Source organism: Hoyosella sp. YIM 151337, from assembly GCF_026041215.1.
Classification (GTDB): domain Bacteria; phylum Actinomycetota; class Actinomycetes; order Mycobacteriales; family Mycobacteriaceae; genus Hoyosella.
This window is the reverse complement of the sequence record NZ_JAPEIQ010000022.1, coordinates 181011-203021: the sequence shown is the minus strand read 5'-3', so window position 1 is coordinate 203021 and position 22011 is coordinate 181011. Positions and strand designations below refer to the sequence as shown.

Here is a 22011-nt window from a genome sequence, read left to right as displayed (position 1 = left end):
GAGTGCGGGAGAGTAGGACACCGCCGGACACCAACCACAAAAAAAAGGGGGACCACCACGGTCCCCCTTTTTCGGCGTAAATAAACAAGGAAAGGTTGATCACGTGACTGATCGTGGCGAACGAGAGAATCAATCGAGAGGCCATGCACGTGACGACCGCCCGTTTCGCAAACGCCCGGCGGGTGGTTCCGGGCAGCGGGATGGCCAGCGGCGTTTCTCGCGAGAAGGTCGTTCTGAGCGCCCCGGTACTGATAGTGCGCGACGGGATCGTGGCGGTCAGCCCCGCTTTCAGGACCGCCGGCCACCGCGTGACCGTGATGCAGCAGACGATCGCCCGCGTGATCCGCGGCTTCCCGACGAAGTTGAACCAACCGACCTCCCTGACGAGGCGCGCCGGGACCTGCTAGCGCTCGACAAAACATCCTCAGATCTGGTGGCCCGGCATCTGGTCATGGCGACCCAGCTCCTCGATGAGGACCCGATGCTCGCGCTCGAGCACGCGCGAGCAGCACGCAGGCGCGCGTCACGAATCGCAGTCGTTCGTGAAACAGGGGGAATCGCAGCGTATTACGCCGGTGAATGGGCCGAAGCCCTCAATGAACTGCGCACCGCCCGGCGTATCGGCGGCGGTCCAGGAATGATCGCAGTCATGGCAGACTGCGAACGCGGATTAGGGCGACCCGAAAAGGCGCTTGAAATGGCACGTTCAGCGGAAGCGCGCGCGCTGACAGGTGAAGCAGCCATAGAACTGCGTATCGTCGCTGCGGGCGCACGCATGGACCTCGAGCAGTTCGACGCGGCCGTCGTGACCCTGCAAGGACCAGACCTCGATAATGCACGGGAAGGCGACGCCGCGGCGCGCCTGTGCTACGCGTATGCAGAAGCGCTGTTGGCGGCTGGCCGCCGTGACGAAGCGCTGGAATGGTTCTTCCGGTCTTCACAAGCAGATCCGGAAGCGACAGACGCTGAAGAGCGAGCCATCGAACTTTCCGAGGCACACACGGACTAATGACGGCGCTGCGGGACGAATACGACGGACTGCTTCTCGACCTGGACGGAACGCTATACCGCGGTCGCGATGCGGTGCCGCATGCCGTTGAATCAATCCGCAATGCGCCAAAGACGCGCCCCCTCTACATCACCAACAACGCGAGCCGGAGTGTGAGTGACGTTGCCGAGCACCTCTCCGAACTCGGTTTCCCAGTGTGCCCGGCCAATGTGGTCACGAGCGCTCAAGCCGCGGCCGCACTCGTGGCGGAGTTGGTGCCAGCAGGAGCCCGCGTTCTTGTCGTCGGGACCGAAGCCTTAGCTGCCGAAATTACGGACGCGGGTCTGAAGCCAGTGCGGGAGGTTACCGACGCGCCAGAGGCTGTAGTGCAAGGCCATTCGCCGTATACGGACTGGTCGGTGCTCGCGGAAGCGGCGCTGGCAATTCGTGCTGGCGCGGTCTGGGTAGCGGCGAACTTGGACGCTACACTGCCGACCGAGCGCGGTTTGCTGCCGGGTAACGGCTCAATGGTGGCTGCACTGCGCACGGCAACCGACCGCACACCCCACGTCGCTGGTAAGCCGGGCGCGCAAATCTTTCACAGTGCGGTCACGCGAGCGGGGCTCAGTGCCCCGCTGGTAGTGGGTGACCGCCTCGACACCGATATCGCGGGTGCTCACGCCGCGGGCCTGCCCAGCCTTTACGTGATGACGGGTGTGTCCCAGCCACTGGACGTGCTCCTCGCTGCCCCAGCGCAGCGGCCAGATTTTCTCGCCGAAGACTTGCGCTGTTTGGCGCAGTCAGCGGCCGAACTGCGACCCCGGCCGCAAGCGGACTGGAAAGTGACGCGAACGCTGACGACCGTGACCGTGGAAGCCCTGGCGAACACCGCATGTGAGATTGGCGCGCTGCGCGCTATTGCCGCGGAAGTGTGGATTCAGGCTGAGCCTGACTGGAAGAAGCTCGTCATTCGGGGTACCGCTGCCCACCATGTGTTGCAGACATGGCCTGGGCATGTCGGTGTTTCACGTGGTGAAGGGGCGTCACCGTCAGTTAGCGTTGAGTTCGATGACTAATTCAGTACCGCTTCCAGGCCCGCGCGGGTCAGACGCGACGCTTCAACAGGTACCGAATGAGGTACGCGCGGCCGTGAGCGCGATTATCGGCACTCTTGAGAAGCTGGAGCCGGAAGACCTCGCCTCGCAGACCGCGGTCGGACTCTTCGAGTCCGCCCACGCCGCGCTGCTTAGGGCGCTTGAATCGGTGGATACTGTCTGATGGCGCGCCCTCGCGCCCGCGCAGATGCGGAACTCGTGCGGCGTGGTCTCGCGCGATCGCGCGAACATGCAGTGGAATTGATTGCCGCCGGCCGTGTGCAGTCAGCCGGTGCCACGATCGCGAAACCTGCGACAGCGATCGAACGTGCAGCGCCGCTGCACGTTATCGAGAGCACCGCTGATGACGAATGGGCCTCCCGCGGCGCTCATAAGCTGCTCGGCGCACTGACACGCTTCGGTGCGGATGGCCTTTCTATCGAAGGACGCCGCTGTCTGGACGCGGGTGCGTCAACGGGCGGTTTCACTGACGTGTTGCTGCGTGAAGGTGCACGTGAGGTCGTCGCGGCCGACGTCGGGTATGGCCAGCTGGTCTGGCGATTGCAGAACGACCCCCGCGTGACAGTGCTTGACCGCACGAACGTTAGGCACTTGACGCCTGAGCAAACCGGCGGACCTGTCGACCTCGTGGTATCAGACCTGTCGTTCATCTCGTTGCGGCTGGTCCTGCCTGCCCTTATGGCGTGCACGCACCCGGGTGCCGACATTGTGCCGATGGTGAAGCCGCAATTTGAGGTAGGCAAGGAACGCCTCGGCTCGGGCGGGGTAGTCCGGGATCCAGAACTTCGCGCGGAAGCGGTGCGTGAGGTCGCAGAATTCGCGCACACTCTTGGGTTGCGCACCGTCGGCGCAGTCGCGAGCCCATTGCCAGGGCCGTCGGGCAACGTCGAGTACTTCCTGTGGCTCAAAGCCGATGGTCAGGGGCAGCCGCAGAGTGAGCTTGCTGCGATGATCACCCGTGCGGTTGAAGAGGGGCCACAGTGACGCAAACCCGCCGTCCCGAGCAGCCTGGGGCGCAAGGCCTTCCGTCAGCCCCAACAGGGCAGAACCGCGAGATACTTCTCGTCGCTCATACCGGCCGTGCTGAGATCGTGCGCACGGTCACGCAGGTATCGCATATTCTCCGGCATCACGGGATCGCCCTCCGCGTATTGGCGCACGAAGCCGCGAGCACCCACGCAACCGATGGTGCGCTGTCAACCTACGAAACAGTGATCGAAGCCGGTCCCGACGCGGCGATGGGATGTGAACTCGTACTGGTCCTCGGCGGTGACGGTTCGATGTTGCGCGCCGCAGACTTGGCGCGTGCCGCCGCGATCCCAGTGCTAGGCATCAACTTGGGACGGATCGGGTTCCTCGCTGAAACCGAGGCCGAACACCTTGAGGATGCGCTCGGTCAAGTCGTGAGGCGCGAGTACCGGATCGAAAACCGCATGACCATCGACATGGAAATGTGGTCGGCGGGAGAATCTCTGGCGCGCGGCTGGGCGCTGAACGAAGCCAGCATAGAGAAAGCACCGCGCCTGGGTGTGCTCGAAGTGGTGCTGGAAGTGGACGGTCGTCCCGTGTCGGCGTTCGGTTGCGACGGGGTTCTCGTCGCAACCCCCACTGGCTCAACGGCATACGCGTTTTCGGCGGGCGGGCCGATCGTGTGGCCTGAACTGGAAGCGCTGCTGGTTGTGCCGAGTAATGCGCATGCGCTCTTCGCACGCCCGATGGTGACCAGCCCGGAATCCGTCGTCGCAGTGGAGATAGACCCCGCCGGGCATGACGCGCTGGTGTTCTGTGACGGCCGCCGAATCGTGCCGGTGCCCGCGGGGGGCCGGATCGAATTCCGCCGGGGAGCCACCCCTGTCCTGTGGGCACGCCTCAATTCCGCGCCGTTCACGGACCGGCTTGTGCGGAAATTCGAGCTTCCAGTGCAAGGATGGCGAGGCAGGCCCGTCACTGGAATCGGGGAGGAGTAGCGATGCTAGCCGAGTTGCGCATCAGTGGATTGGGTGTCATCGACGAGGCAAGTGCAGAGCTCGATCCGGGTTTCACGGTGCTCACCGGTGAGACAGGCGCCGGAAAAACGATGGTGGTCACTAGCCTCCATTTGCTTGGTGGCGCGCGCGCGGACGCGAAAAGGGTACGTGCGGGCACGGAACGCGCCACTGTCGAAGGCCGCTTCAGCTTCGACGGTGCGTCAGACAGCCTTCGCAGCGAAGTCACCGAGCTGCTGGAAACCAGTGGCGCCGAGGAAGACTCCGATGGGTCCGTGATCGCCGTGCGCACGGTGGCGCGGGACGGCCGCTCGCGCGCGTATCTGGGCGGGCGAAGTGTGCCAGCCGGCGTGCTCGGGCGCTTCACTGGGTCTTTACTCACCGTTCACGGCCAGAACGATCAGCTTCGTCTACTGAAGTCTGACCAGCAGCGGGCCGCGCTCGACCGTTTCGCAGGTGATTCGATCACGCCGCTCCTGGCCGCATACCGGAACGCGCGGGCGGAGTGGCGCCGCCTGTCGCAAGAACTGTATGAGCGAACAACTCGCTCCCGCGAATTGGCTCAGGAAGTCGACAGGCTGAAGTTCGGGCTCAATGAGATTGACGCCGTCGACCCGCAGCCCGCTGAGGATGAGGCGATCGCGGCGGAGGTTCGCCGTTTGAGCGACCTTGACTCGTTGCGCGGCGCCGCGATCGAGGCTCTTGCGGCGGTGGCGGGTACAGATGAGCTGTCGGGCGGCACGGAAGGTCCGGCGAGCGCGCTAGAACTGCTGGGTCGCGCACGCAACAGTCTTGAAGGTGCCGAAGACCCGGTGTTGCGTGAACTCGGCCCGCGCCTGCGCGATGCGCTCGCGCTTGTGGGGGATCTCGGCGCCGAACTGAGCGCCTATCTGGATGACTTGCCTTCTGATCCGGGCGCGCTTGAAGGCCTGCTGAACCGGCAGGCTGACCTGAAGCTTCTGACCCGCAAGTACGCCGCCGACGTGGACGGTGTCATCGAGTGGGCGCGCAATGCACGTGAGCGGCTTGACAGCATCGATGTTTCCGCGGAGGCACTGACTGAGCTCGGACGCGCGGTGACGACAGCGGCGGGGGAACTCGCGGAACGCTCAGTGAAACTGTCTGCTGCCCGTCGGCGGGCCGCCGTCGCGCTGAGCAAGGCGGTCTCTGCGGAACTCGCGGGACTCGCCATGGGGCGCGCGAAACTCGATGTTTCCGTCGGCGCGGTGGCTGCGGATCCGCAGGCTGAGGGTGCGATCGAGATCGAGAGCGGCTGGTATGTGCCGGGGCCGTACGGTATCGACGACGTCGAGTTCCGGCTCGCAGCGCACCCGGGCGCGGAGCCGATGCCGCTGGCGAAAAGCGCGTCAGGCGGCGAGCTTTCGCGTGTCATGCTTGCCCTCGAGGTTGTCCTGGCAGGCGGCGACGGTGCCGCCACCATGGTGTTTGATGAGGTCGACGCCGGGGTGGGCGGACGCGCCGCGATTGAGATCGGGCGACGGCTGGCGCGGCTCGCCCGCACGCACCAAGTCATAGTGGTCACACATTTGCCGCAGGTCGCAGCCTTCGCGGACACGCATCTTGTGGTTGACAAGACAGATCAACCGGGGGGTTCGATCGTCAGTGGCGTGCGAACGCTCAGTCCGGATGACCGAGTTGCGGAACTTGCCCGCATGCTAGCTGGCATGGGAGATTCGGATACGGGCCGCGCGCACGCGGAGGAACTGCTTGCGGTCGCGGAGCAGGAACGTCAATCGCTCGCTGCCTAGCGCATTCTCAGCATTCCGTAACTATTTGATATCGGCGCGCCTCCCGCGCTTGCGGTGTCAATAGGTTCATCATCGGGACATGAAGATGCCGTCCCTGCTGTCGCGCAATAGCACGTCGCTACCAGGTATCAGTGGCACCGCCCGGATCGATCGGGATACCGCGAAGGTCCTTCGCCGCGCCGGACGGGGCGATGTCGTGATCCTCGACGAGATCGATATCGATCGCAAGACCGCTGATGCGCTGATACGGGCGCAGGTGCTCGCCGTGGTGAACGCCTCGCCGTCGATATCTGGCCGCTATCCGAACCTTGGTCCGCAGCAGCTGGTTGATGCGGGCATCATTCTCGTCGACGAAGTCGGAACCGACGTTTTCAGTGAAGTCAAAGACGGTGCGAAGGTGCGCCTCTACGAGGGCGAAGTATTCCTCGGTGAGAAGCGCGTCGCGCAGGGTCTGCAGCTGTTCGAGGAGGAGATCCGTGACCTCCTCACCACTGCGAAACAGTCGCTGGCCGACCATCTCGAAGCCTTTTCCGGGAACACGGTCGAGTTCATTCGCACCGAGAGCCCGCTCCTGATTGATGGCATCGGCATTCCAGATATCGATGTCGACCTCTCTGACCGTCAGGTGCTCGTGGTCGGTGATGGGCCGGACAACAAAAAGGATCTCAAGCACGTCAAGCCGTTCATCAAGGAGTATCAGCCGATCCTGATCGGTGTGAACGGTGGTGCGGATGCTCTGTTCAAGGCAGGATTCAAGCCTGATCTCATCGTTGGTGACCCCGAAGCGATGAGCTCCGAAACTCTCCGCTGCGGCGCGCAGGTGGTTCTGCCCGCTGATCCGGATGGGCACGCCCGCGGCCTTGAGCGGATTCAGGACCTCGGTGTCGGTGCCATGACATTCCCGGCCGCCGGCACACCTGCCGATCTTGCCCTGCTGCTCGCGTATCACCATGGAGCGTCGCTGATCGCGACAGTGGGTGTGAGCGCGTCGCTCAATGAGTTCTTCGACCGGGACAAGACAGAGTCGGCACCGTCGATGTTCCTCACCCGGCTCCGAGTGGGTGAGCGTCTCGTCGATGGACGTGCCCTCGCCACGCTGTACCGTAGCCGCGTCTCGATCACTGCGATCGCGATGTTCGTACTTGCGCTGATGGCGGCGGCGCTGGTAGTTCTGCTCATCGTGAACGGCGTCGAGGATCCGCTGGGCTGGGCAATTGATACCTGGAACAGGTTTGCGCTCTGGGTACAGGGCCTCATCCAAGATCTCAGGGGCTGATGCGTGATTCCGCTGCGTTACCACGCAGTGTCGCTGGTCGCGGTGTTCCTGGCTCTCGCGTTAGGGCTGGTGCTGGGGTCAACGGCGCTAGCTGATCGAGTGGTCTCCAACCTGCGCTCAGATAGTTCAGAACTCTCCGGCCAGGCCAAGGCGCTTGCCGCCGAGCGTGACAGCGTGCAGCAAGACCTCGACGCACTCGAGGCCCTCGCCGATGTGCATGCAGATCAAATCCTCGCCGGGGAGCTGCGCGAACAGCCCGTGATTGTCATGGCAGCACCCGGTGCGAACCCCGAGATTGTCGCCGGAGTGCGCGACACGCTCGCGCGTGCGGGCGCACCCGTGCACGGAACAGTCAGTCTGACTCCCGCCTTCACCGATGTCAGCGAAGCGGAGCGCCTCCGGGGCCTCATCACCAACTCGCTGCCCGCAGGTGCCGAACTAAACACCGGTGCCACCGATCAGGGCAGCATGACAGGTGACCTGCTGGGCGCTGCGTTCCTACATGCACCGGGCGAAGAGGCTCTCGGCAACGATGATGAGCGCAACGTGATCGTGGACGTGCTGAGCACCGGGGGGTTCCTCTCCGTCGAAGGTAGCCTCAGTCCGGCCGTCTCCGCAGTCGTCGTCACGAGCGTGGTACCAGACAGTGACGGCAACGACGGCGCGTTCGTCGCCCGCTTCGCTGCCGGTCTTGCTGGTCACGGGGCAGTCGTCGCCGCGGGGGAGGCGGGCACCGCCGAAGGAAATAGCGCAGTCGCTGTAATCCGTGCGGAGAACTCGCTTACTAGTGCTGTCAGCACTGTCGATAACGCGGACGCTGCCGCTGGGCGAATCACCGTGGCGCTCGCACTCGCGGAACGTGTGCGCGGGACAGTCGGCCACTACGGGATGGGCCCCAAGGCCTCCGCGCCGACGAGGGGAGCGTGAAACAAGGTGTTTTTCGCTGCATTCCGCTGCGTCGGTGCGTCAGTGCGCGCACAAAAGTGTTACCGTGAAGTCCCGTGGGTCAGCAGGCACCACAGTTGGTCGTAGTTCGTCTGCTCGAGTTGTCACGGGAGTCTCTTTGCCATTCTCACGTCATCACGCGAAGACCGAGACGAAGCACATCTTCGTCAGCGGAGGCGTTGCCTCGTCGCTCGGCAAGGGGTTAACAGCCTCGAGCCTCGGGCAGCTTCTCACCGCACGCGGTTTGCGTGTCACGATGCAGAAGCTCGACCCTTATCTGAACGTTGACCCCGGAACGATGAACCCGTTCCAGCACGGCGAGGTGTTTGTCACCGAGGACGGCGCTGAAACCGACCTTGACATCGGTCATTACGAGCGTTTCCTCGACCGCGACCTCCCCGGCTCCGCCAACGTCACCACCGGCCAGATCTATTCGTCGGTGATCGCGAAGGAACGCCGCGGTGAGTATCTCGGGGATACCGTGCAGGTCATTCCGCACATCACCGACGAAATAAAGGCGCGCATCCTCGCAATGTCTGGCCCTGACCTGCAGGGGCACGTGCCGGACGTGGTGATCACCGAGATCGGCGGCACGGTCGGCGACATCGAGTCGCAGCCGTTCCTTGAGGCGGCCCGCCAGGTTCGTCACGACGTCGGCCGCGAAAACGTCTTCTTCCTGCACGTTTCGCTCGTTCCATTCCTAGCGCCCTCAGGTGAACTGAAAACCAAGCCGACGCAGCACTCCGTGGCGGCGCTGCGTAACATCGGTATCCAGCCGGATGCGCTGATTCTGCGCGCTGACCGTGACGTACCGGAAGGCCTCAAAAACAAGATCGCACTCATGTGCGACGTTGAGGTTGAGGGTGTGATTTCCACCGCGGATGCCCCGTCGATTTACGACATTCCCAAGGTGCTCCACCGGGAGGGACTTGATGCCTACGTGGTGCGCAAACTTGGGCTCCCGTTCCGGGATGTGGATTGGACGGTGTGGGGTGACCTTCTCGAGCGCGTGCACAATTCGCGCGAAACCGTCCGTATCGCACTTGTCGGCAAGTACGTCGATCTGCCCGACGCTTATCTGTCAGTCACCGAAGCGCTGCGCGCTGGCGGCTTTCACCACCGGGCGAAGGTGAAAATCGATTGGGTGCCCTCGGACGAGTGCGCGACCGAACACGGTGCACAGGCGGCGCTCGGTGAGGCTGACGGGATACTCATTCCAGGTGGGTTCGGAATACGCGGCATCGAAGGCAAACTCGGTGCCATCCGCTTCGCCCGCACACGCAAGATACCGCTGCTGGGGTTATGCCTGGGTCTGCAATGTGTCGTCATCGAAGCGGCTCGTTCAGTTGGTCTCGAGGAAGCGAACTCGTCCGAGTTCGAGGCGGATACACCGCACCCTGTCATTTCGACGATGGCTGACCAGCGAGACATCGTCGCGGGCAACGCCGACATGGGCGGCACGATGCGTCTGGGAGCGTATCCGGCAGCCCTGACTAAGGGTTCCGTGGTGGCGTCCGCGTACGGTGCGACGCAAATCTCGGAACGGCACCGCCACCGCTACGAAGTCAACAACGCCTATCGCGACAGGATTGCGAAGAGTGGGCTCCAGTTCAGCGGTACATCACCGGACGGAAGGCTTGTCGAGTTTGTCGAGTACCCGCGCAAGCAGCACCCGTTCTTCGTCGCAACGCAGGCGCACCCAGAGCTGAAGAGCCGGCCCACGCGGCCGCACCCGCTGTTCGCCGCTTTCATTAAGGCGGCAATGCGGTACTCCGCTGAGCAGCGCCTGCCCGTAGATCTCGATGGCACTGCCGACAGCACTGAAAACAGTGACAACAACGGCGGCAAGTCGGGATTAGTCGCGAGTGAGGCTGAATCGAAATGACCGAACCGGGCAGCCACGAGTTCCGAACGTCAGCGTCACGTGTCGCTTACGACGGAGCAGTCATCGCGCTGCGCGTCGACGACGTGGTGATGCCCGGCGGCCGGACCGCAGTGCGCGAGGTGGTCGAGCACTATGGCGCCGTCGCGATCGTTGCTGTCGATGACGACGACCGGATCGTGTTCGTCGAGCAGTACCGGCATCCCGTTGGGGCGCGGCTGCTCGAACTGCCTGCCGGGTTGCTCGACGAGCCCGGCGAATCGCCGCTCGAAGCGGCGCAGCGTGAGCTGGTGGAGGAAGCGGGAGTCACCGCAGCTACATGGCATCTGCTTGTCGATGTCGCCGTGTCACCCGGAATGACGGATGAATCCGTGCGGGTGTTCCTCGCTGAGGGGCTCGAAGTGACTGAGCGCCCCGAAGCGGAGCACGAGGAGGCCGACATGAAGGTCATCCGCATTTCCCTGGCGGAGGCAGTAGTCAAAGCACTCCGCGGTGAGATCACCAACGCCACGGCGGTAGCCGGCGTGCTGGCTTTGTCCGCTGCCCGGTCTGACGGCACCGAACTCCGGCCAGCCGGAGCGCCGTGGCCCAACCAGCCGGCCGCACTAGCGCAGCGGCGGCATGGCGATGGCAGATGATGGCATCGCACCCGAGCCACTGAGCGGGCAAATCACCGCGTACCTCGACCACCTCGCCGTCGAACGCGGCGCATCGCGCAACACGCTGAGTTCTTACCGGCGCGATTTGCGGCGCTACGCTGCTCACTTGCAGAGCCGGTCCGTCGCTGATCTCGCGGAGGTATCCGAGCGGGACGTGGAAGAGTTCGTCCTGACGCTGCGGAAGGGCGAACCGGATAAGAAGCTGCCCGCCCTGTCGGCGAGTTCTGTTGCACGTGCACTCATTGCGGCGCGCGGGCTGCACCGATTCGCACACGCAGAAGGGATGGCGAGCTTTGACGCGGCCCGCAACGTCAAACCGCCGAGCCCCGGAAAAAGACTGCCCAAAGCTCTGCCACTAGATGATGTCCTCGCGATACTTGAAGCCGTCGGGACGGAAGCGGAGGGCCCGCGCGGGCTGCGCGACCGCGCTCTGCTCGAACTTCTCTATTCGAGTGGCGCACGAATCAGCGAGGCTATCAGCCTTGACGTCGACGACATCGATCTCGCAGCGCGAGCGGTGCTGCTGCGCGGTAAGGGCGGCAAGCAGCGGCTCGTCCCGCTGGGCCGGCCGGCGATCGGCGCGCTCGAAGCCTATATGGTGCGGGGACGACCAGCGTTGGTGCGGCGGGCGATGCCGGCGGTGTTCCTCAACAACCGCGGCGGCCGTCTGTCCCGGCAAAGTGCCTGGCAGGTACTCCAAGACGCAGCGAAGCGTGCCGGGGTGACTGCGGCGGTCTCGCCGCACACACTGCGTCACTCATTCGCGACGCATCTGCTCGAAGGCGGTGCCGACGTACGGGTGCTGCAGGAGTTGCTCGGTCATGCGTCAGTGACGACAACCCAGGTGTACACAGCGGTCACGGTGACCGCATTACGCGAAGTTTGGGCGGAAGCGCACCCGCGCGCCCGCTAAATCGTCGAGTGCTTCGTGTCGTGAACACCGATAACAGCAGCAAACGGTAGCGTTAGCACAGTCACAGCACCGTCACGGGAATGTCTGTGGGCGGTAACACCCAGAGAAGGAGTACCAGGAACCGTGAAGACACCGCAGCAATTCGCAGCGGAGTCCGAGCGAGCAGCCGCGCCGAGCGGTGTCGCTGGTGGGGACGACGCGGCAGGTGCTCTCGGGAGTGAACCCGGTGAGCCAATTGGGCCAACGGGGCGCCCCGTCCCGCTGATTCCGGAACCGGAGCCACTGCACAGCCACGGCCCCGCGCGCGTCATATCGATGTGCAACCAGAAAGGCGGCGTTGGCAAGACGACGTCGACCATCAATCTGGGTGCCGCGCTCGCCGAATTCGGCCGCCGGGTGTTGCTCGTTGACCTCGATCCGCAAGGAGCCCTCTCAGCCGGGCTCGGTGTCGCGCATCATGAACTCGACAGCACCGTGTACAACCTCCTCGTTGAGCCACGCGTGTCGATTGAGCAGGTTCTGATGCGCACCCGCGTCGACAACATGGATCTGCTGCCGAGCAACATCGACCTTTCCGCTGCGGAAATTCAGCTCGTCAACGAAGTCGGCCGCGAGCAGACGCTGCACCGCGCGCTTCATCCGGTGCTCGACCGGTATGACTATGTGCTGATCGACTGCCAGCCATCCCTGGGTCTCCTGACGGTTAACGCGCTGGCTTGCTCGGACGGCGTGATGATCCCGATGGAGTGCGAGTACTTCAGTCTGCGCGGCCTGGCGCTGCTCAATGACACGGTGGGGAAGGTGCGGGACCGGCTCAATCCGAAACTCTCAATGGCGGGCATCCTGGTGACGATGTTCGACTCACGCACGCTGCACGCGCGCGACGTGATGACGCGTGTCGTCGAAGTGTTCGGCGACCTTGTCTACCACACGACGATCAATCGGACGGTCCGGTTCCCGGAGACCAGTGTCGCGGGTGAACCGATCACGAGCTGGGCACCTAAATCGGCCGGCGCCGATGCCTATCGTGCGCTCGCGCGGGAAGTCATAGCGGGCTTTGGCCGGGGCCGGTGAGAGAGCAGCGCACCCCAGACGTCCCAGCTAGTAGTCCCCCGGAAGACGCCGGGGACACGTTCAGGGTGACGCTGCGCAACTTCGAAGGCCCATTCGATCTTTTGCTTTCGCTGATCTCACAGCAGCGCCTGGACGTGACGGAAGTGGCGCTGCACAAGGTCACCGATGATTTCATCGCTTACACACGGCGGCTGGGGGATCAGCTCGGCCTCGATGAGACCACCGAATTCCTCGTTGTCGCCGCCACGTTGCTCGACCTCAAAGCAGCCCGGCTGCTCCCCGCCGCGGAAGTGGAGGACAGCGACGACCTCGCGCTGCTCGACGCACGTGACCTGCTGTTCGCTCGGCTGCTGCAGTACCGCGCGTTCATGCAACTCGCGCAAGTGTTCGCCGAAATGGAAGGGCGCGCGCAACACCGCTACGCGCGCGCTGTGTCGCTTGACGAGCGATTTACGAGCCTGCTCCCGGACGTCGTCCTAGGTGTGACGCCGGAGCGTTTCGCTGAAATCGCGGCAGCCGCGTTCCGGCCGCGGCCCGTGCCTGAAGTGAGCGTCGGTCACATGCACGCCGACTACGTGTCAGTGCCTGCCGAGGCGAAAAAGCTGCTCGACGCGTTGCGAACCAAAGGCGCGGGGGAGTGGATGCCCTTCCCAGCGCTGGTTGCTGATTGTGAATCGGTGATGCGGATCGTTGCGCGCTTCCTGAGCATGCTTGAGCTGTACCGGGAGAAGGCGCTGGACATCAGCCAGCCCGAAGCCCTCGGCGCGCTGCACGTGAGCTGGACCGGGATCGAGCCCCAGCTATCCTGGACGGGAGAAGACTATGCAGGATGATCACCCGTTCGACCCTGAAGAGTGGACTGAACAGCGCCTCGAAGCCGCGCTCGAAGCCCTTTTGCTTGTCGTTGACACCCCCGCCAGCCCCGAATCGCTCGCCGCTGCGCTCGAGCTGCCCACCGAGCGGGTCCGGCGCGCGCTGGTGCGTTTAGCCGCCGGGTACGAGTCCCGTCGCAGCGGCATCGACCTCCGTTACGCAGGCGACGGTTGGCGTATGTACACGCGCAGCGAATACTCTGGGTACGTTGAACGTCTGATACGGGACGGCGCGCGGTCAAAGCTCACCAGGGCAGCCCTGGAAACACTGGCCGTGATCGCGTACCGCCAGCCGGTCAGCCGTGCCCGCGTCAGCGCGGTGCGCGGTGTCAACGTCGATGGTGTGGTGCGGACTCTGCTCGCGCGGGGGCTGATCGCCGAAACCGTGCCTGACCCTGAGTCAGGTGCGACACGATATGTGACAACCGAGTTGTTCCTCGAGCGGCTCGGGATCGCGTCACTTGCCGAACTGCCGCCGCTCGCGCCGCTGCTGCCGGACGTGGACATCATCGACGAACTGGGCATGGAATTCGAAGACGACCTCGATGCCCGCGTGGCGAAAAGCCGCGCACGGCCCGTCAGCAGTGCTGGCGGGCGAACAGCTGAACAACAGGAATGAGAAATGAAGAAACCCGCTCGCCGAGATGGCACACCGGACCGAAACAAAAAGCCCGCGCAGAGCGCGCGGCGCGGCCAAGCACCCCGCACGCAGCAGACGCGCTCATCGAAATCGGGATCGCGCACTACCGGCAGCGGCCGTCCCGCGTTCCAGAAGAAAAGCCAATCGTCCGCCCCGCGCATCAGCAACGCCCGCCCCGCCCCAGAAGGCGCGCCGCTTAAAGGCGCAGCGCTGCCCGACACCAGTGCATACGGCACCGAAGGGGTGCGGTTGCAGAAAGTCCTCGCCCAGGCTGGTGTCGCGTCGCGGCGCGTGTGTGAGCAGATGATCGATCAGCGCCGCGTCGAAGTGAACGGGAAAGTCGTCACGACTCAGGGGATGCGCATCGACCCGCGTACCGCAATCGTGAAGGTCGACGGCATGCGCGTCATGATCACCGAAGACCTCGTGCACCTCGCCCTGAACAAACCGCGCGGCTGGCAGTCCACCATGGCCGACGAGCTTGGCAGGCCGTGCGTCGGCGATCTTGTCGCCAACCGCGTGGAAGCGGGCCAGCGCCTCTTTCACGTCGGACGACTCGACGCCGAAACCGAGGGGCTGCTTCTGCTCACCAATGACGGTGAACTCGCGCATCGGCTCATGCACCCGTCATACAGAGTGAAGAAGACCTACCTCGCGGAAGTCGATGGTGTTGTGCGCCGCACCGTCGACCGGAGCCTTCTGAAAGGTGTCGAACTCGACGACGGGCCAGTCGAGGTGGACGAGTTCGCAGTCGTCGATGCGTCGGCGAAAACCACACTGGTCAAGGTTGTTCTGCACGAAGGCCGCAAACACATCGTGCGGCGTTTGCTTGAGCACGTCGGACACCCCGTGACCAAGCTTGTGCGCACCCAGATCGGCTCTGTACACCTTGGCGATCAGCGACCTGGAACAATCAGGGTTTTGAACCGGCAAGAAGTCGGTGCCCTGTACAAGGAGGTCGGGCTGTGAGCACATTTACGATCGCGATCGATGGACCAGCAGGAACTGGAAAATCGAGTGTGTCGCGACGCGTTGCTCAGAAGCTCGCGGCCCGCTACCTCGACACCGGCGCGATGTACCGCATCGCGACCCTGCACGCGCTGCGCAACGGCGTGGACGTAAACGACCCTGTTGCGCTCGCCGCGATCACCGCGAACCTGCCATTCTCCATTGGGTCTGATCCGCAGAGCGAACAGGTTCTTCTCGACGGCGCGGACGTGGCCGACGACATCCGGAGTGCGGATGTGACCGCCAACGTGTCCGCGGTGTCCGCCGTCCCACAAGTTCGCGAACACATGGTGCAACTGCAGCGCAGCCTCGCCGCAGCCGCAGACCGCATCGTCGTGGAAGGACGCGACATCGGCTCCGTGGTTCTTCCTGACGCGACAGTGAAGATCTTCCTCACTGCGACACCTGAAGCCCGCGCGAAACGGCGCAATGACCAAAACATCGCCGAAGGCCGCGGTGACGACTACGAGACCGTACTCGCGGGCGTCATACGGCGCGACGAACTCGACTCGAACCGCCCAGTCTCGCCGCTCCGGCCAGCTGAGGATGCGCTGATCGTGGACACCAGCGACCTGACCCTCGAAGGCGTTGTCGAGCACCTTCTCTCGCTCATAGAAGAGCGGATCGGAGCACTCAAGTGACAGACAGCGAAATCAGCACTGGCTGGTCGGGTGACGGCACCTGGAGCGACGAAACTGACTGGGAACTCAGCGAACTCGAAGGTGACATTGCCGACGAATTCGTCCCCGTGCCCGTCGTTGCCGTGGTCGGCCGTCCCAACGTCGGCAAATCAACGCTCGTCAACCGCATCATCGGTCGGCGCGAGGCTGTCGTCGAAGACGTTCCCGGAGTCACCCGTGACCGCGTCTCGTATGACGCCGAATGGGTCGGGCGCCGCTTCACCATTCAGGACACTGGCGGCTGGGAACCCTCCGCGAAAGGTTTGCAGCAGTCCGTCGCGCGGCAGGCCGAACTTGCCATGCAAACCGCGGACGCCATCGTCGTCGTTGTCGATGCCACAGTAGGTGCCACGGCCACTGACGAAGCAGTCGCGCGTGTGCTGCGGCGATCTAAAACACCCGTGATCCTCGTGGCGAACAAGGTCGATGATCAGAAGATCGAGGCTGAAGCAGCGGCGCTGTGGTCGCTGGGGCTCGGCGAACCGTTCGCTGTCAGCGCCACACATGGCCGCGGCACAGGTGACCTGCTCGACAAAATCCTCGAAGTGCTGCCCGAAACGCCACGCGAGGTGCTCGCTGCGACCGCGGGCGGGCCTCGTCGCGTCGCGCTGGTGGGTAAGCCAAACGTCGGCAAATCGAGCCTGCTCAACAAGCTCGCGGGCGATGAGCGGTCCGTTGTCCACAACGTCGCCGGCACCACTGTCGACCCCGTCGATTCGCTCGTCGAACTCGGCGGCAAAACGTGGCGCTTCGTTGACACCGCGGGCCTGCGTAAACGCGTCATCACCGCAAGCGGAGCCGAATACTACGCCTCCCTGCGCACCCGCTCCGCGATCGAAGCCGCGGAAGTGGTGGTCCTGCTGATCGACGCCTCCGAACCCCTCAGCGAACAAGACCTGCGCATCATCACCTCCGTCGAGGAAGCCGGGCGGGCGCTAGTCATCGCATTCAACAAGTGGGACCTCGTCGACGAAGACCGGCGACTGCAGCTCGACAAGGAAATCGACCGGGAACTCGTTCGGGTGCGGTGGGCGCAGCGCGTCAACATCTCCGCCCACACTGGCCGGGCCGTGCAGAAACTCGTACCCGCAATGGAAACCGCGCTCGAATCGTGGGACACACGCGTGCCCACGGGACGGCTCAACACGTGGCTGCGCGAAACCGTCGCCGCGACGCCACCGCCGATGCGCGGCGGGCGGCTGCCACGCATCCTGTTCGCCACCCAGGCAGCGACCCGGCCGCCGACGTTCATCCTGTTCACCACTGCGTTCCTCGAAGCCGGATACCGGCGCTTCCTCGAACGGCGGCTGCGGGAAACGTTCGGATTCGAAGGCACACCCATCCGCGTCGGCGTGCGAGTCCGCGAGAAGCGCGGCAAACCCCGGCGCTGACCGCGTGGGCGATTGGCAACAGGCGCGGCGCCTGTTGTAATCTAGCTGAGCTGACAACGGCGCCCCGGCGCCCGAGGGCAGCGGCGGGCTGTGGCGCAGCTTGGTAGCGCACTTGACTGGGGGTCAAGTGGTCGCAGGTTCAAATCCTGTCAGCCCGACACAGGAAACCCCAGGTGAGACACTGTTTCACTTGGGGTTTTGTGCTGTTTAGGGGCAGTTGTCAGGGGACGCGAAACGCCAGGTGGGGAAACGTTTGACCGAACGCAAACCGAACAAGTCACGTACGGGCTCCGCAAGCCGATAACGGGCATCTTCAGCGCGGTCGCCGCGCCGCTCGATCTGGACTCGTCCACCGGCTCCGTAGTGTCAGTGGTCGGGATCGAATCGTCCATACGCCTTGGCGAGTTCGGTGGCCACGACTGCGTGCCCCGCCGTGGTGAGGTGCACTCGGTCGGCGCTGAGCCAGTCCGGGCGCAGCCGCGCCGGGTGCTCCCAGAGGTCGACCAGGATGGCGTCATGCCGGGCCGCCAGGGTGCGGACGAGGTCGTTGAACGCGGCGAACTGGTCGCGCAGTGGGGCGAGCCGGCCGGTGAAGGCGTCGGCGAGGGTGAACAGCGACAGTTGTGCGCCGTCGGCGCGGACTTCGGTGAGCAGGGTGTCCAGACGGTGTTCGATGGTGTCCAGGTCCGCCCCGGCGAGCCAGAGGTCGTTGCTGCCACAGCTCACGTGAACCAGGTCGGGATGAAAGGCCTGGATCTTCGGCAGCTGGTTGTCGCGCACCTGCTCGATGGTGGCGTTCGTCCGGCCGGTATTGAGGTACGTCACGTCCGGGTGTGCCGCGCGCAGCCACCCGGCGAGCCGATCGGCCCAGCCGAGGTCAGCGTAGCCGTCGCGCGTATCGCCGTTACCTTCGGCGATCGAATCGCCGACGACGGCGAACCGTCGCCACGGCGTCGCGGCCAGCACGTGCGCGGCCTTCTCGGCGGAAAGGACCATCCGATCGGTGGATTCGGTGGTGTCAATGGGGTGGTGGGTGGTGCTGACATCGGTCATCGGACTGTCTCCCTGGTTGAGGTGGATGCCGCCAGAACAGCGGCAGCGACGGTGGCGATCGCCGCGCAGGCGGCGAAGAGAATGTGGAATGCGGCCGCTGACCACCCGGATGAGCGTGCTGGCCGTGGTGTGGTGAGGTCGCGACCGAGGGCGGGGAAGGCGATATTGACAACGGACAGATCGAGAAAGGCAATGAAGGCTGCACCGCAGGCGATGAGCAGGGTGGGGCGGGTGTTCCGCGACGCCCTTGTTGCGGCCGGCTAAGGGGGCATATCGGTCATGGAAGTGCTTTCTGCAGGGATCGAAACAAAACGAACGATCGGTCGTACACTTTAGACAGTACGATCGGTCGTTCGTTTATGCAAGGATGGATTCCGAGATGATGGACATGCCGGGTGCGAGAGGCACCACCGACCAGCGACTGCTCAAGGGTGCACGGGCGCGTGCCGAGATCGCCCGGCGCGCCGCGGAAGTGGCGTCGATCGAGGGGTTGACCGGGCTCAGTCTCGGCCGACTGGCCGCCGATCTCGGTATCAGCAAGAGCGGTGTGGCCACCCTGTTCGGGAGTAAGGAGAAACTACAACTCGCTGCGGTGTCCAGTGCTCGCGAGGTATTTCTCGAAAGGGTGGTGCGGCCCGCGCTACGCGAACCGGCGGGTATTCCTCGCTTGCGAGCGCTGGTCGACCGGTGGTTCGGCTATATCGCCGAGTCGCCGTTCCCTGGCGGATGTTTCCGGTGTGCCGTGCTCACCGAGTTCGACAGCCGTCCAGGGCCGGTGCGCGATGCACTCTCGAAGGATCGGGCGGATCTGCTCGACCTGCTCTGCACGGTGATCCGGCGGGCGCAGGAACGCGATGGGGCTCTGCCCGGGCGTGATCCGTACGCGGTCGCGTTCGAGTTGGATGCCGTTGTTGGTGCGGCCAATACCGGCCTGCGCCTCGGCGATGATCGAGCACTTCCCGCGGCCCGCGAACTGGTCGACAGTCTTCTCACGGAACAGTTCTGACCTGGTCGGCGGACGAGCGAGCCGCCTGGCTCCGGCAGGGCCGTCTCATTGCGGAGGCCGCGCCGGAGACCGGCCTCACACACTCACAGATCGCGAAGTTCGCGGAGGAGCGCGGCATCTGTAGGTCGCAATCCACAGCGTACAAAGCGATGAAGCGGCTCCGTGAGTGCCCGTGGGGAGCCAAAACTCCGGAGCGGTACACCCAAACTGAGGGTGTGAAACCGAGACGCCGATTCAACTCCAGTTTGGCGCAAAAATAGCCACTGACCTGGTTATGTATCGCAGATGGTGTCCCTTGCGAACACGGTGAACACAAACCGTCTGAGACGTCGGGTATGGCTGGAAAGTCTGTCAACCAGACCGGGAACCTACTCCAGAGAGACGCAAACCATGGCAATCTCCGAGCCTCACGAACACCTTCGCGACTACTGCCCGGGCTGTGGCGACAGGCTGCGCCATCACAGCCCTACTGGGTCACCGAAACGGATCGATGGTGTCTGACCACCCCACGCAGCGATGCCCCTGAAAGTAGGGGCGTGTCGGGATCGATCCTCGCTGCGAGCATCGTGGGTGTGGACGATGATCTCACGGAAATGACCCGCGAAGAACTAATCGCTGAGATCCGGCAGCTGCGTCGGGGAATCCGGGAGCACCGCGATGCGAGCGGCCACGGCCTTTGCTGGCACCATCCGGCGCTGTGGGGCCTGCTCCCAGAAGTCACCGATCCTGTTCCTGTGATCCCGCCATGGCCCGATTTCATGGAAGGGTGCGTGCGGTACCGGCGGTCACTCGACGAGCAATCACCGCACGCGCCGCGCCGTCATGAGCGTTATCAGTAACCATCCACGCGCTGAGCAGTCGACGCTCAGGCATCAACACAGGAGGCCTGGCTGCACATGCGGACACTCATTATTATCTCCGCCGGAATCCTGCTTGCGCTGGTTGCACTCGCAATGGGGAAGCGGAGTCGATTAGGTTCGCGGGGAGCAGCGATTGCTTTCATTGCGCTGTGGACTGTTGCGATGATCGCGAACCTGGGCCTCGGTCTCAGTCATGGCTACAGCCTCGCTGAAGAGTTGCCTATCCTGCTGGTCAACATTCTGCCCGCCGGACTTGTCGCAGTGGGTGGCGCATACCTCGCCAGCCGGCGTTCCTCACCCGTACACCCAGGGCAGGCGCCGCAATGATCGCAGGTTTCGGGGTAGCCTGCCTATTGGGAAGGTCTCATTCGAGACCCGGTGGCAGCTCGGCTGCCGCCGCTGCCGCGGGTTGCGGCAGCGCTGACGCTGGCGTGTCGCGCCAGGCCAGGGTGATTCCTTCAGTTCAACGTCGTTGGAGAGTGAATCTATGAGTGAACTTCCCGCACCTATCCAGTCCCTGGTCGACGCCATCAACAATGGTGACAAAGAGGCATTTGTCGCCGCGTTTACGGCCGACGGTGTGGTCAACGACTGGGGCCGAGTTCTGAATGGCGCCGACGGCGTCGCCAGCTGGGCGGATACGGATGCCATTGGGCAGAACGCCAGTATTCAGATAACGAATGCCACTACAGCGGGCAACGTCACCGAAATCCAATTCGAGTGGCGCAGCAACCGATTCAATGGGTCGAGCCACGCATACGTCACGGTCGCTGACGGCAAGGTCAGCGAGTTTCGGATCCCGAGCGGGTGAGCCACTAGCGCCTCCGCTGTGACACCTCGCCCCGGCTAGGAGGTATAGAACGCCACTCTTCGGGTATTTCCAATGTTGGTTACATACTGTTGCTAAGTGGTGGCCGTGTGCGTCCAACAGAGTGGGGTGGGAGGGGCACAAATGCCGAAGCAGAGAAAAGTCGCTGTGAGCTGGGAGCAGTGCACCACCGAGTCCGGTGAACTCGTCGTTGTGGAAGGTACTGACGTCTCTAATGTGGCAACGCTGCTGCATTTGCTGTCGAGTCAGTTCGGTGTGGAACCGGACACGGTGCGCAACATCACTATTGAGCGGCTCGGTGCGCTCGAGGAGGGCACGTCAGCGAAAGCGCTGAAGCAGGACGCGACAATTGAGCCTAGGGCGCTGCGCGAACCGCGCGTCTTCGGCGGCGTGCAGTCACTGAAAGCCGGGTTGACGGTCGTGTTGTCGTGGGTCGCGGTAGCAACGTCGTTCGCACGCAAACGATAGCCCCGATCGCCTTCAGCGTGAACCACGGGAAAGGTACTCCTCGACGATCACGCCCGACTCGAAGGTGCGTGCCTTCGTCAGAGTGAACGCCCGGGGTTCGTATGGCGCATCACCGAAAAGCGGGATGCCTGAGCCGAAAGCGACCGGATTCCGCTTCAGGACGAGACGGTCGATCTCAGGCAACAACGCACCGGCGAGGTGGCCTCCGCCGCAGAGCCAAATGTCTAAGCCTTTTTGCTTCTTCAAGTCGCGAACGGTGGTCAGGGGGTCGCTGGTGGGTGTGATATCCGGGTCGAGGTCGCGCGGGCGCCGGCTCGCGACGATTTGTCGAAGATGCGGGTAGGGGCTGGTGATGCCGATGTCGAGCGCGGGAGTGAGCGTGTTCCACCCCATGATCACGGTGTCGAATCGAGACTGCGGCCGGTCGATGCCGAGTGCGGTGCGCGCGTGCACGGGGAGCGCGTCAGCGTACTCCCCGAAGACCACAGAGGCGTGGTCGCCTTCGATGAGGAACGCGTCGAATCCGCCATCCGGATCTGCAATGTAGCCGTCGAGACTGACGGCGACGTAGTAGACGAGTTCTCGCATTGCCACCCCG

24 protein-coding genes and 1 tRNA gene are annotated in these 22011 nt (G+C 63.9%); 23 read left to right on the top strand and 2 right to left on the bottom strand.

Features of this window, described 5'->3' with window-relative positions; genetic code table 11:
• Positions 1–103: 103 nt before the first annotated feature.
• From ONR57_RS11885 to ONR57_RS11800, 18 genes are all read left to right on the top strand, one after another.
• Entirely contained in the window at positions 104–1009 is a 906-nt protein-coding gene (locus ONR57_RS11885; RefSeq protein WP_265123616.1) for a hypothetical protein, read from the top strand.
• Positions 1009–2064 carry an HAD-IIA family hydrolase gene (locus ONR57_RS11880; protein WP_265123615.1) on the top strand — a complete coding sequence of 352 codons (1056 nt, stop codon included), beginning with the start codon at positions 1009–1011 and terminating at the stop codon, positions 2062–2064. The genes ONR57_RS11885 and ONR57_RS11880 overlap by 1 nt, the downstream gene beginning before the upstream one ends.
• The gene (locus tag ONR57_RS11875) at positions 2057–2266 is read left to right on the top strand and encodes a hypothetical protein (RefSeq protein WP_265123613.1); all 210 of its coding nucleotides are present in this window, start codon (positions 2057–2059) and stop codon (positions 2264–2266) included. The genes ONR57_RS11880 and ONR57_RS11875 overlap by 8 nt, the downstream gene beginning before the upstream one ends.
• On the top strand, positions 2266–3087 hold the full coding sequence (locus ONR57_RS11870; RefSeq protein ID WP_265123611.1) for a TlyA family RNA methyltransferase: 822 nt from the start codon (positions 2266–2268) through the stop codon (positions 3085–3087). Before ONR57_RS11875 ends, ONR57_RS11870 begins: the two co-directional genes overlap by 1 nt.
• A gap of 71 nt (positions 3088–3158) precedes the next feature.
• The gene (locus ONR57_RS11865; RefSeq protein ID WP_265123639.1) at positions 3159–4070 is read left to right on the top strand and encodes an NAD kinase; all 912 of its coding nucleotides are present in this window, start codon (positions 3159–3161) and stop codon (positions 4068–4070) included.
• Between the two features lie 2 nt (positions 4071–4072).
• Positions 4073–5857, top strand: a complete 1785-nt coding sequence (recN, locus tag ONR57_RS11860) for a DNA repair protein RecN (RefSeq protein WP_265123609.1) — start codon at positions 4073–4075, stop codon at positions 5855–5857.
• Positions 5858–5936: 79 nt separating this feature from the next.
• Positions 5937–7133: a putative cytokinetic ring protein SteA gene (steA, locus tag ONR57_RS11855; RefSeq protein ID WP_265123607.1), complete on the top strand. Its 1197-nt coding sequence runs from the start codon at positions 5937–5939 to the stop codon at positions 7131–7133.
• Positions 7134–7136: 3 nt separating this feature from the next.
• A complete protein-coding gene (locus tag ONR57_RS11850) occupies positions 7137–8060 on the top strand; it encodes a copper transporter (RefSeq protein ID WP_265123605.1) in 924 nt (307 codons plus the stop codon).
• A gap of 136 nt (positions 8061–8196) precedes the next feature.
• On the top strand, positions 8197–9963 hold the full coding sequence (locus ONR57_RS11845) for a CTP synthase (protein ID WP_265123603.1): 1767 nt from the start codon (positions 8197–8199) through the stop codon (positions 9961–9963).
• Positions 9960–10598, top strand: coding sequence for an NUDIX hydrolase (locus ONR57_RS11840; protein ID WP_265123602.1), 639 nt, complete (start codon positions 9960–9962; stop codon positions 10596–10598). The genes ONR57_RS11845 and ONR57_RS11840 overlap by 4 nt, the downstream gene beginning before the upstream one ends.
• Complete coding sequence (xerD, locus tag ONR57_RS11835) at positions 10588–11532, top strand: site-specific tyrosine recombinase XerD (protein WP_265123638.1); 945 nt, start codon at positions 10588–10590, stop codon at positions 11530–11532. Before ONR57_RS11840 ends, xerD begins: the two co-directional genes overlap by 11 nt.
• 123 nt (positions 11533–11655) lie before the next feature.
• A complete protein-coding gene (locus ONR57_RS11830) occupies positions 11656–12606 on the top strand; it encodes a ParA family protein (protein WP_265123601.1) in 951 nt (316 codons plus the stop codon).
• Positions 12603–13439: a ScpA family protein gene (locus ONR57_RS11825; RefSeq protein WP_374116435.1), complete on the top strand. Its 837-nt coding sequence runs from the start codon at positions 12603–12605 to the stop codon at positions 13437–13439. The genes ONR57_RS11830 and ONR57_RS11825 overlap by 4 nt, the downstream gene beginning before the upstream one ends.
• Positions 13429–14097: an SMC-Scp complex subunit ScpB gene (scpB, locus tag ONR57_RS11820; protein WP_265123599.1), complete on the top strand. Its 669-nt coding sequence runs from the start codon at positions 13429–13431 to the stop codon at positions 14095–14097. Before ONR57_RS11825 ends, scpB begins: the two co-directional genes overlap by 11 nt.
• A gap of 3 nt (positions 14098–14100) precedes the next feature.
• Positions 14101–15087: a pseudouridine synthase gene (locus tag ONR57_RS11815; protein WP_265123597.1), complete on the top strand. Its 987-nt coding sequence runs from the start codon at positions 14101–14103 to the stop codon at positions 15085–15087.
• Positions 15084–15767: a (d)CMP kinase gene (gene cmk, locus ONR57_RS11810; protein WP_265123596.1), complete on the top strand. Its 684-nt coding sequence runs from the start codon at positions 15084–15086 to the stop codon at positions 15765–15767. The genes ONR57_RS11815 and cmk overlap by 4 nt, the downstream gene beginning before the upstream one ends.
• A complete protein-coding gene (gene der, locus ONR57_RS11805) occupies positions 15764–17197 on the top strand; it encodes a ribosome biogenesis GTPase Der (protein WP_265123595.1) in 1434 nt (477 codons plus the stop codon). Before cmk ends, der begins: the two co-directional genes overlap by 4 nt.
• Positions 17198–17281: 84 nt before the next feature.
• Positions 17282–17355, top strand: a tRNA-Pro gene (locus ONR57_RS11800).
• Positions 17356–17563: 208 nt separating this feature from the next.
• Here the strand turns inward: ONR57_RS11800 and ONR57_RS11795 are convergent.
• The gene (locus ONR57_RS11795; RefSeq protein WP_265123593.1) at positions 17564–18250 is read right to left on the bottom strand and encodes an SGNH/GDSL hydrolase family protein; all 687 of its coding nucleotides are present in this window, start codon (positions 18248–18250) and stop codon (positions 17564–17566) included.
• Between the two features lie 388 nt (positions 18251–18638).
• Between ONR57_RS11795 and ONR57_RS11790 the strand changes: the two genes are divergently transcribed.
• The 5 genes from ONR57_RS11790 to ONR57_RS11770 all read left to right on the top strand — a co-directional run bounded on the left by ONR57_RS11790 (position 18639) and on the right by ONR57_RS11770 (position 21413).
• On the top strand, positions 18639–19256 hold the full coding sequence (locus tag ONR57_RS11790; RefSeq protein WP_374116437.1) for a TetR/AcrR family transcriptional regulator: 618 nt from the start codon (positions 18639–18641) through the stop codon (positions 19254–19256).
• A gap of 536 nt (positions 19257–19792) precedes the next feature.
• The gene (locus ONR57_RS11785; RefSeq protein ID WP_265123589.1) at positions 19793–20095 is read left to right on the top strand and encodes a hypothetical protein; all 303 of its coding nucleotides are present in this window, start codon (positions 19793–19795) and stop codon (positions 20093–20095) included.
• Positions 20096–20152: 57 nt separating this feature from the next.
• A complete protein-coding gene (locus ONR57_RS11780; RefSeq protein ID WP_265123586.1) occupies positions 20153–20443 on the top strand; it encodes a hypothetical protein in 291 nt (96 codons plus the stop codon).
• A gap of 160 nt (positions 20444–20603) precedes the next feature.
• On the top strand, positions 20604–20927 hold the full coding sequence (locus ONR57_RS11775) for a nuclear transport factor 2 family protein (protein ID WP_265123584.1): 324 nt from the start codon (positions 20604–20606) through the stop codon (positions 20925–20927).
• A gap of 141 nt (positions 20928–21068) precedes the next feature.
• Positions 21069–21413, top strand: coding sequence for a hypothetical protein (locus tag ONR57_RS11770; protein WP_265123582.1), 345 nt, complete (start codon positions 21069–21071; stop codon positions 21411–21413).
• A gap of 12 nt (positions 21414–21425) precedes the next feature.
• Here the strand turns inward: ONR57_RS11770 and ONR57_RS11765 are convergent, their stop codons facing one another.
• Positions 21426–22001, bottom strand: a complete 576-nt coding sequence (locus ONR57_RS11765; protein ID WP_265123636.1) for a dihydrofolate reductase family protein — start codon at positions 21999–22001, stop codon at positions 21426–21428.
• Positions 22002–22011 lie beyond the last annotated feature (10 nt).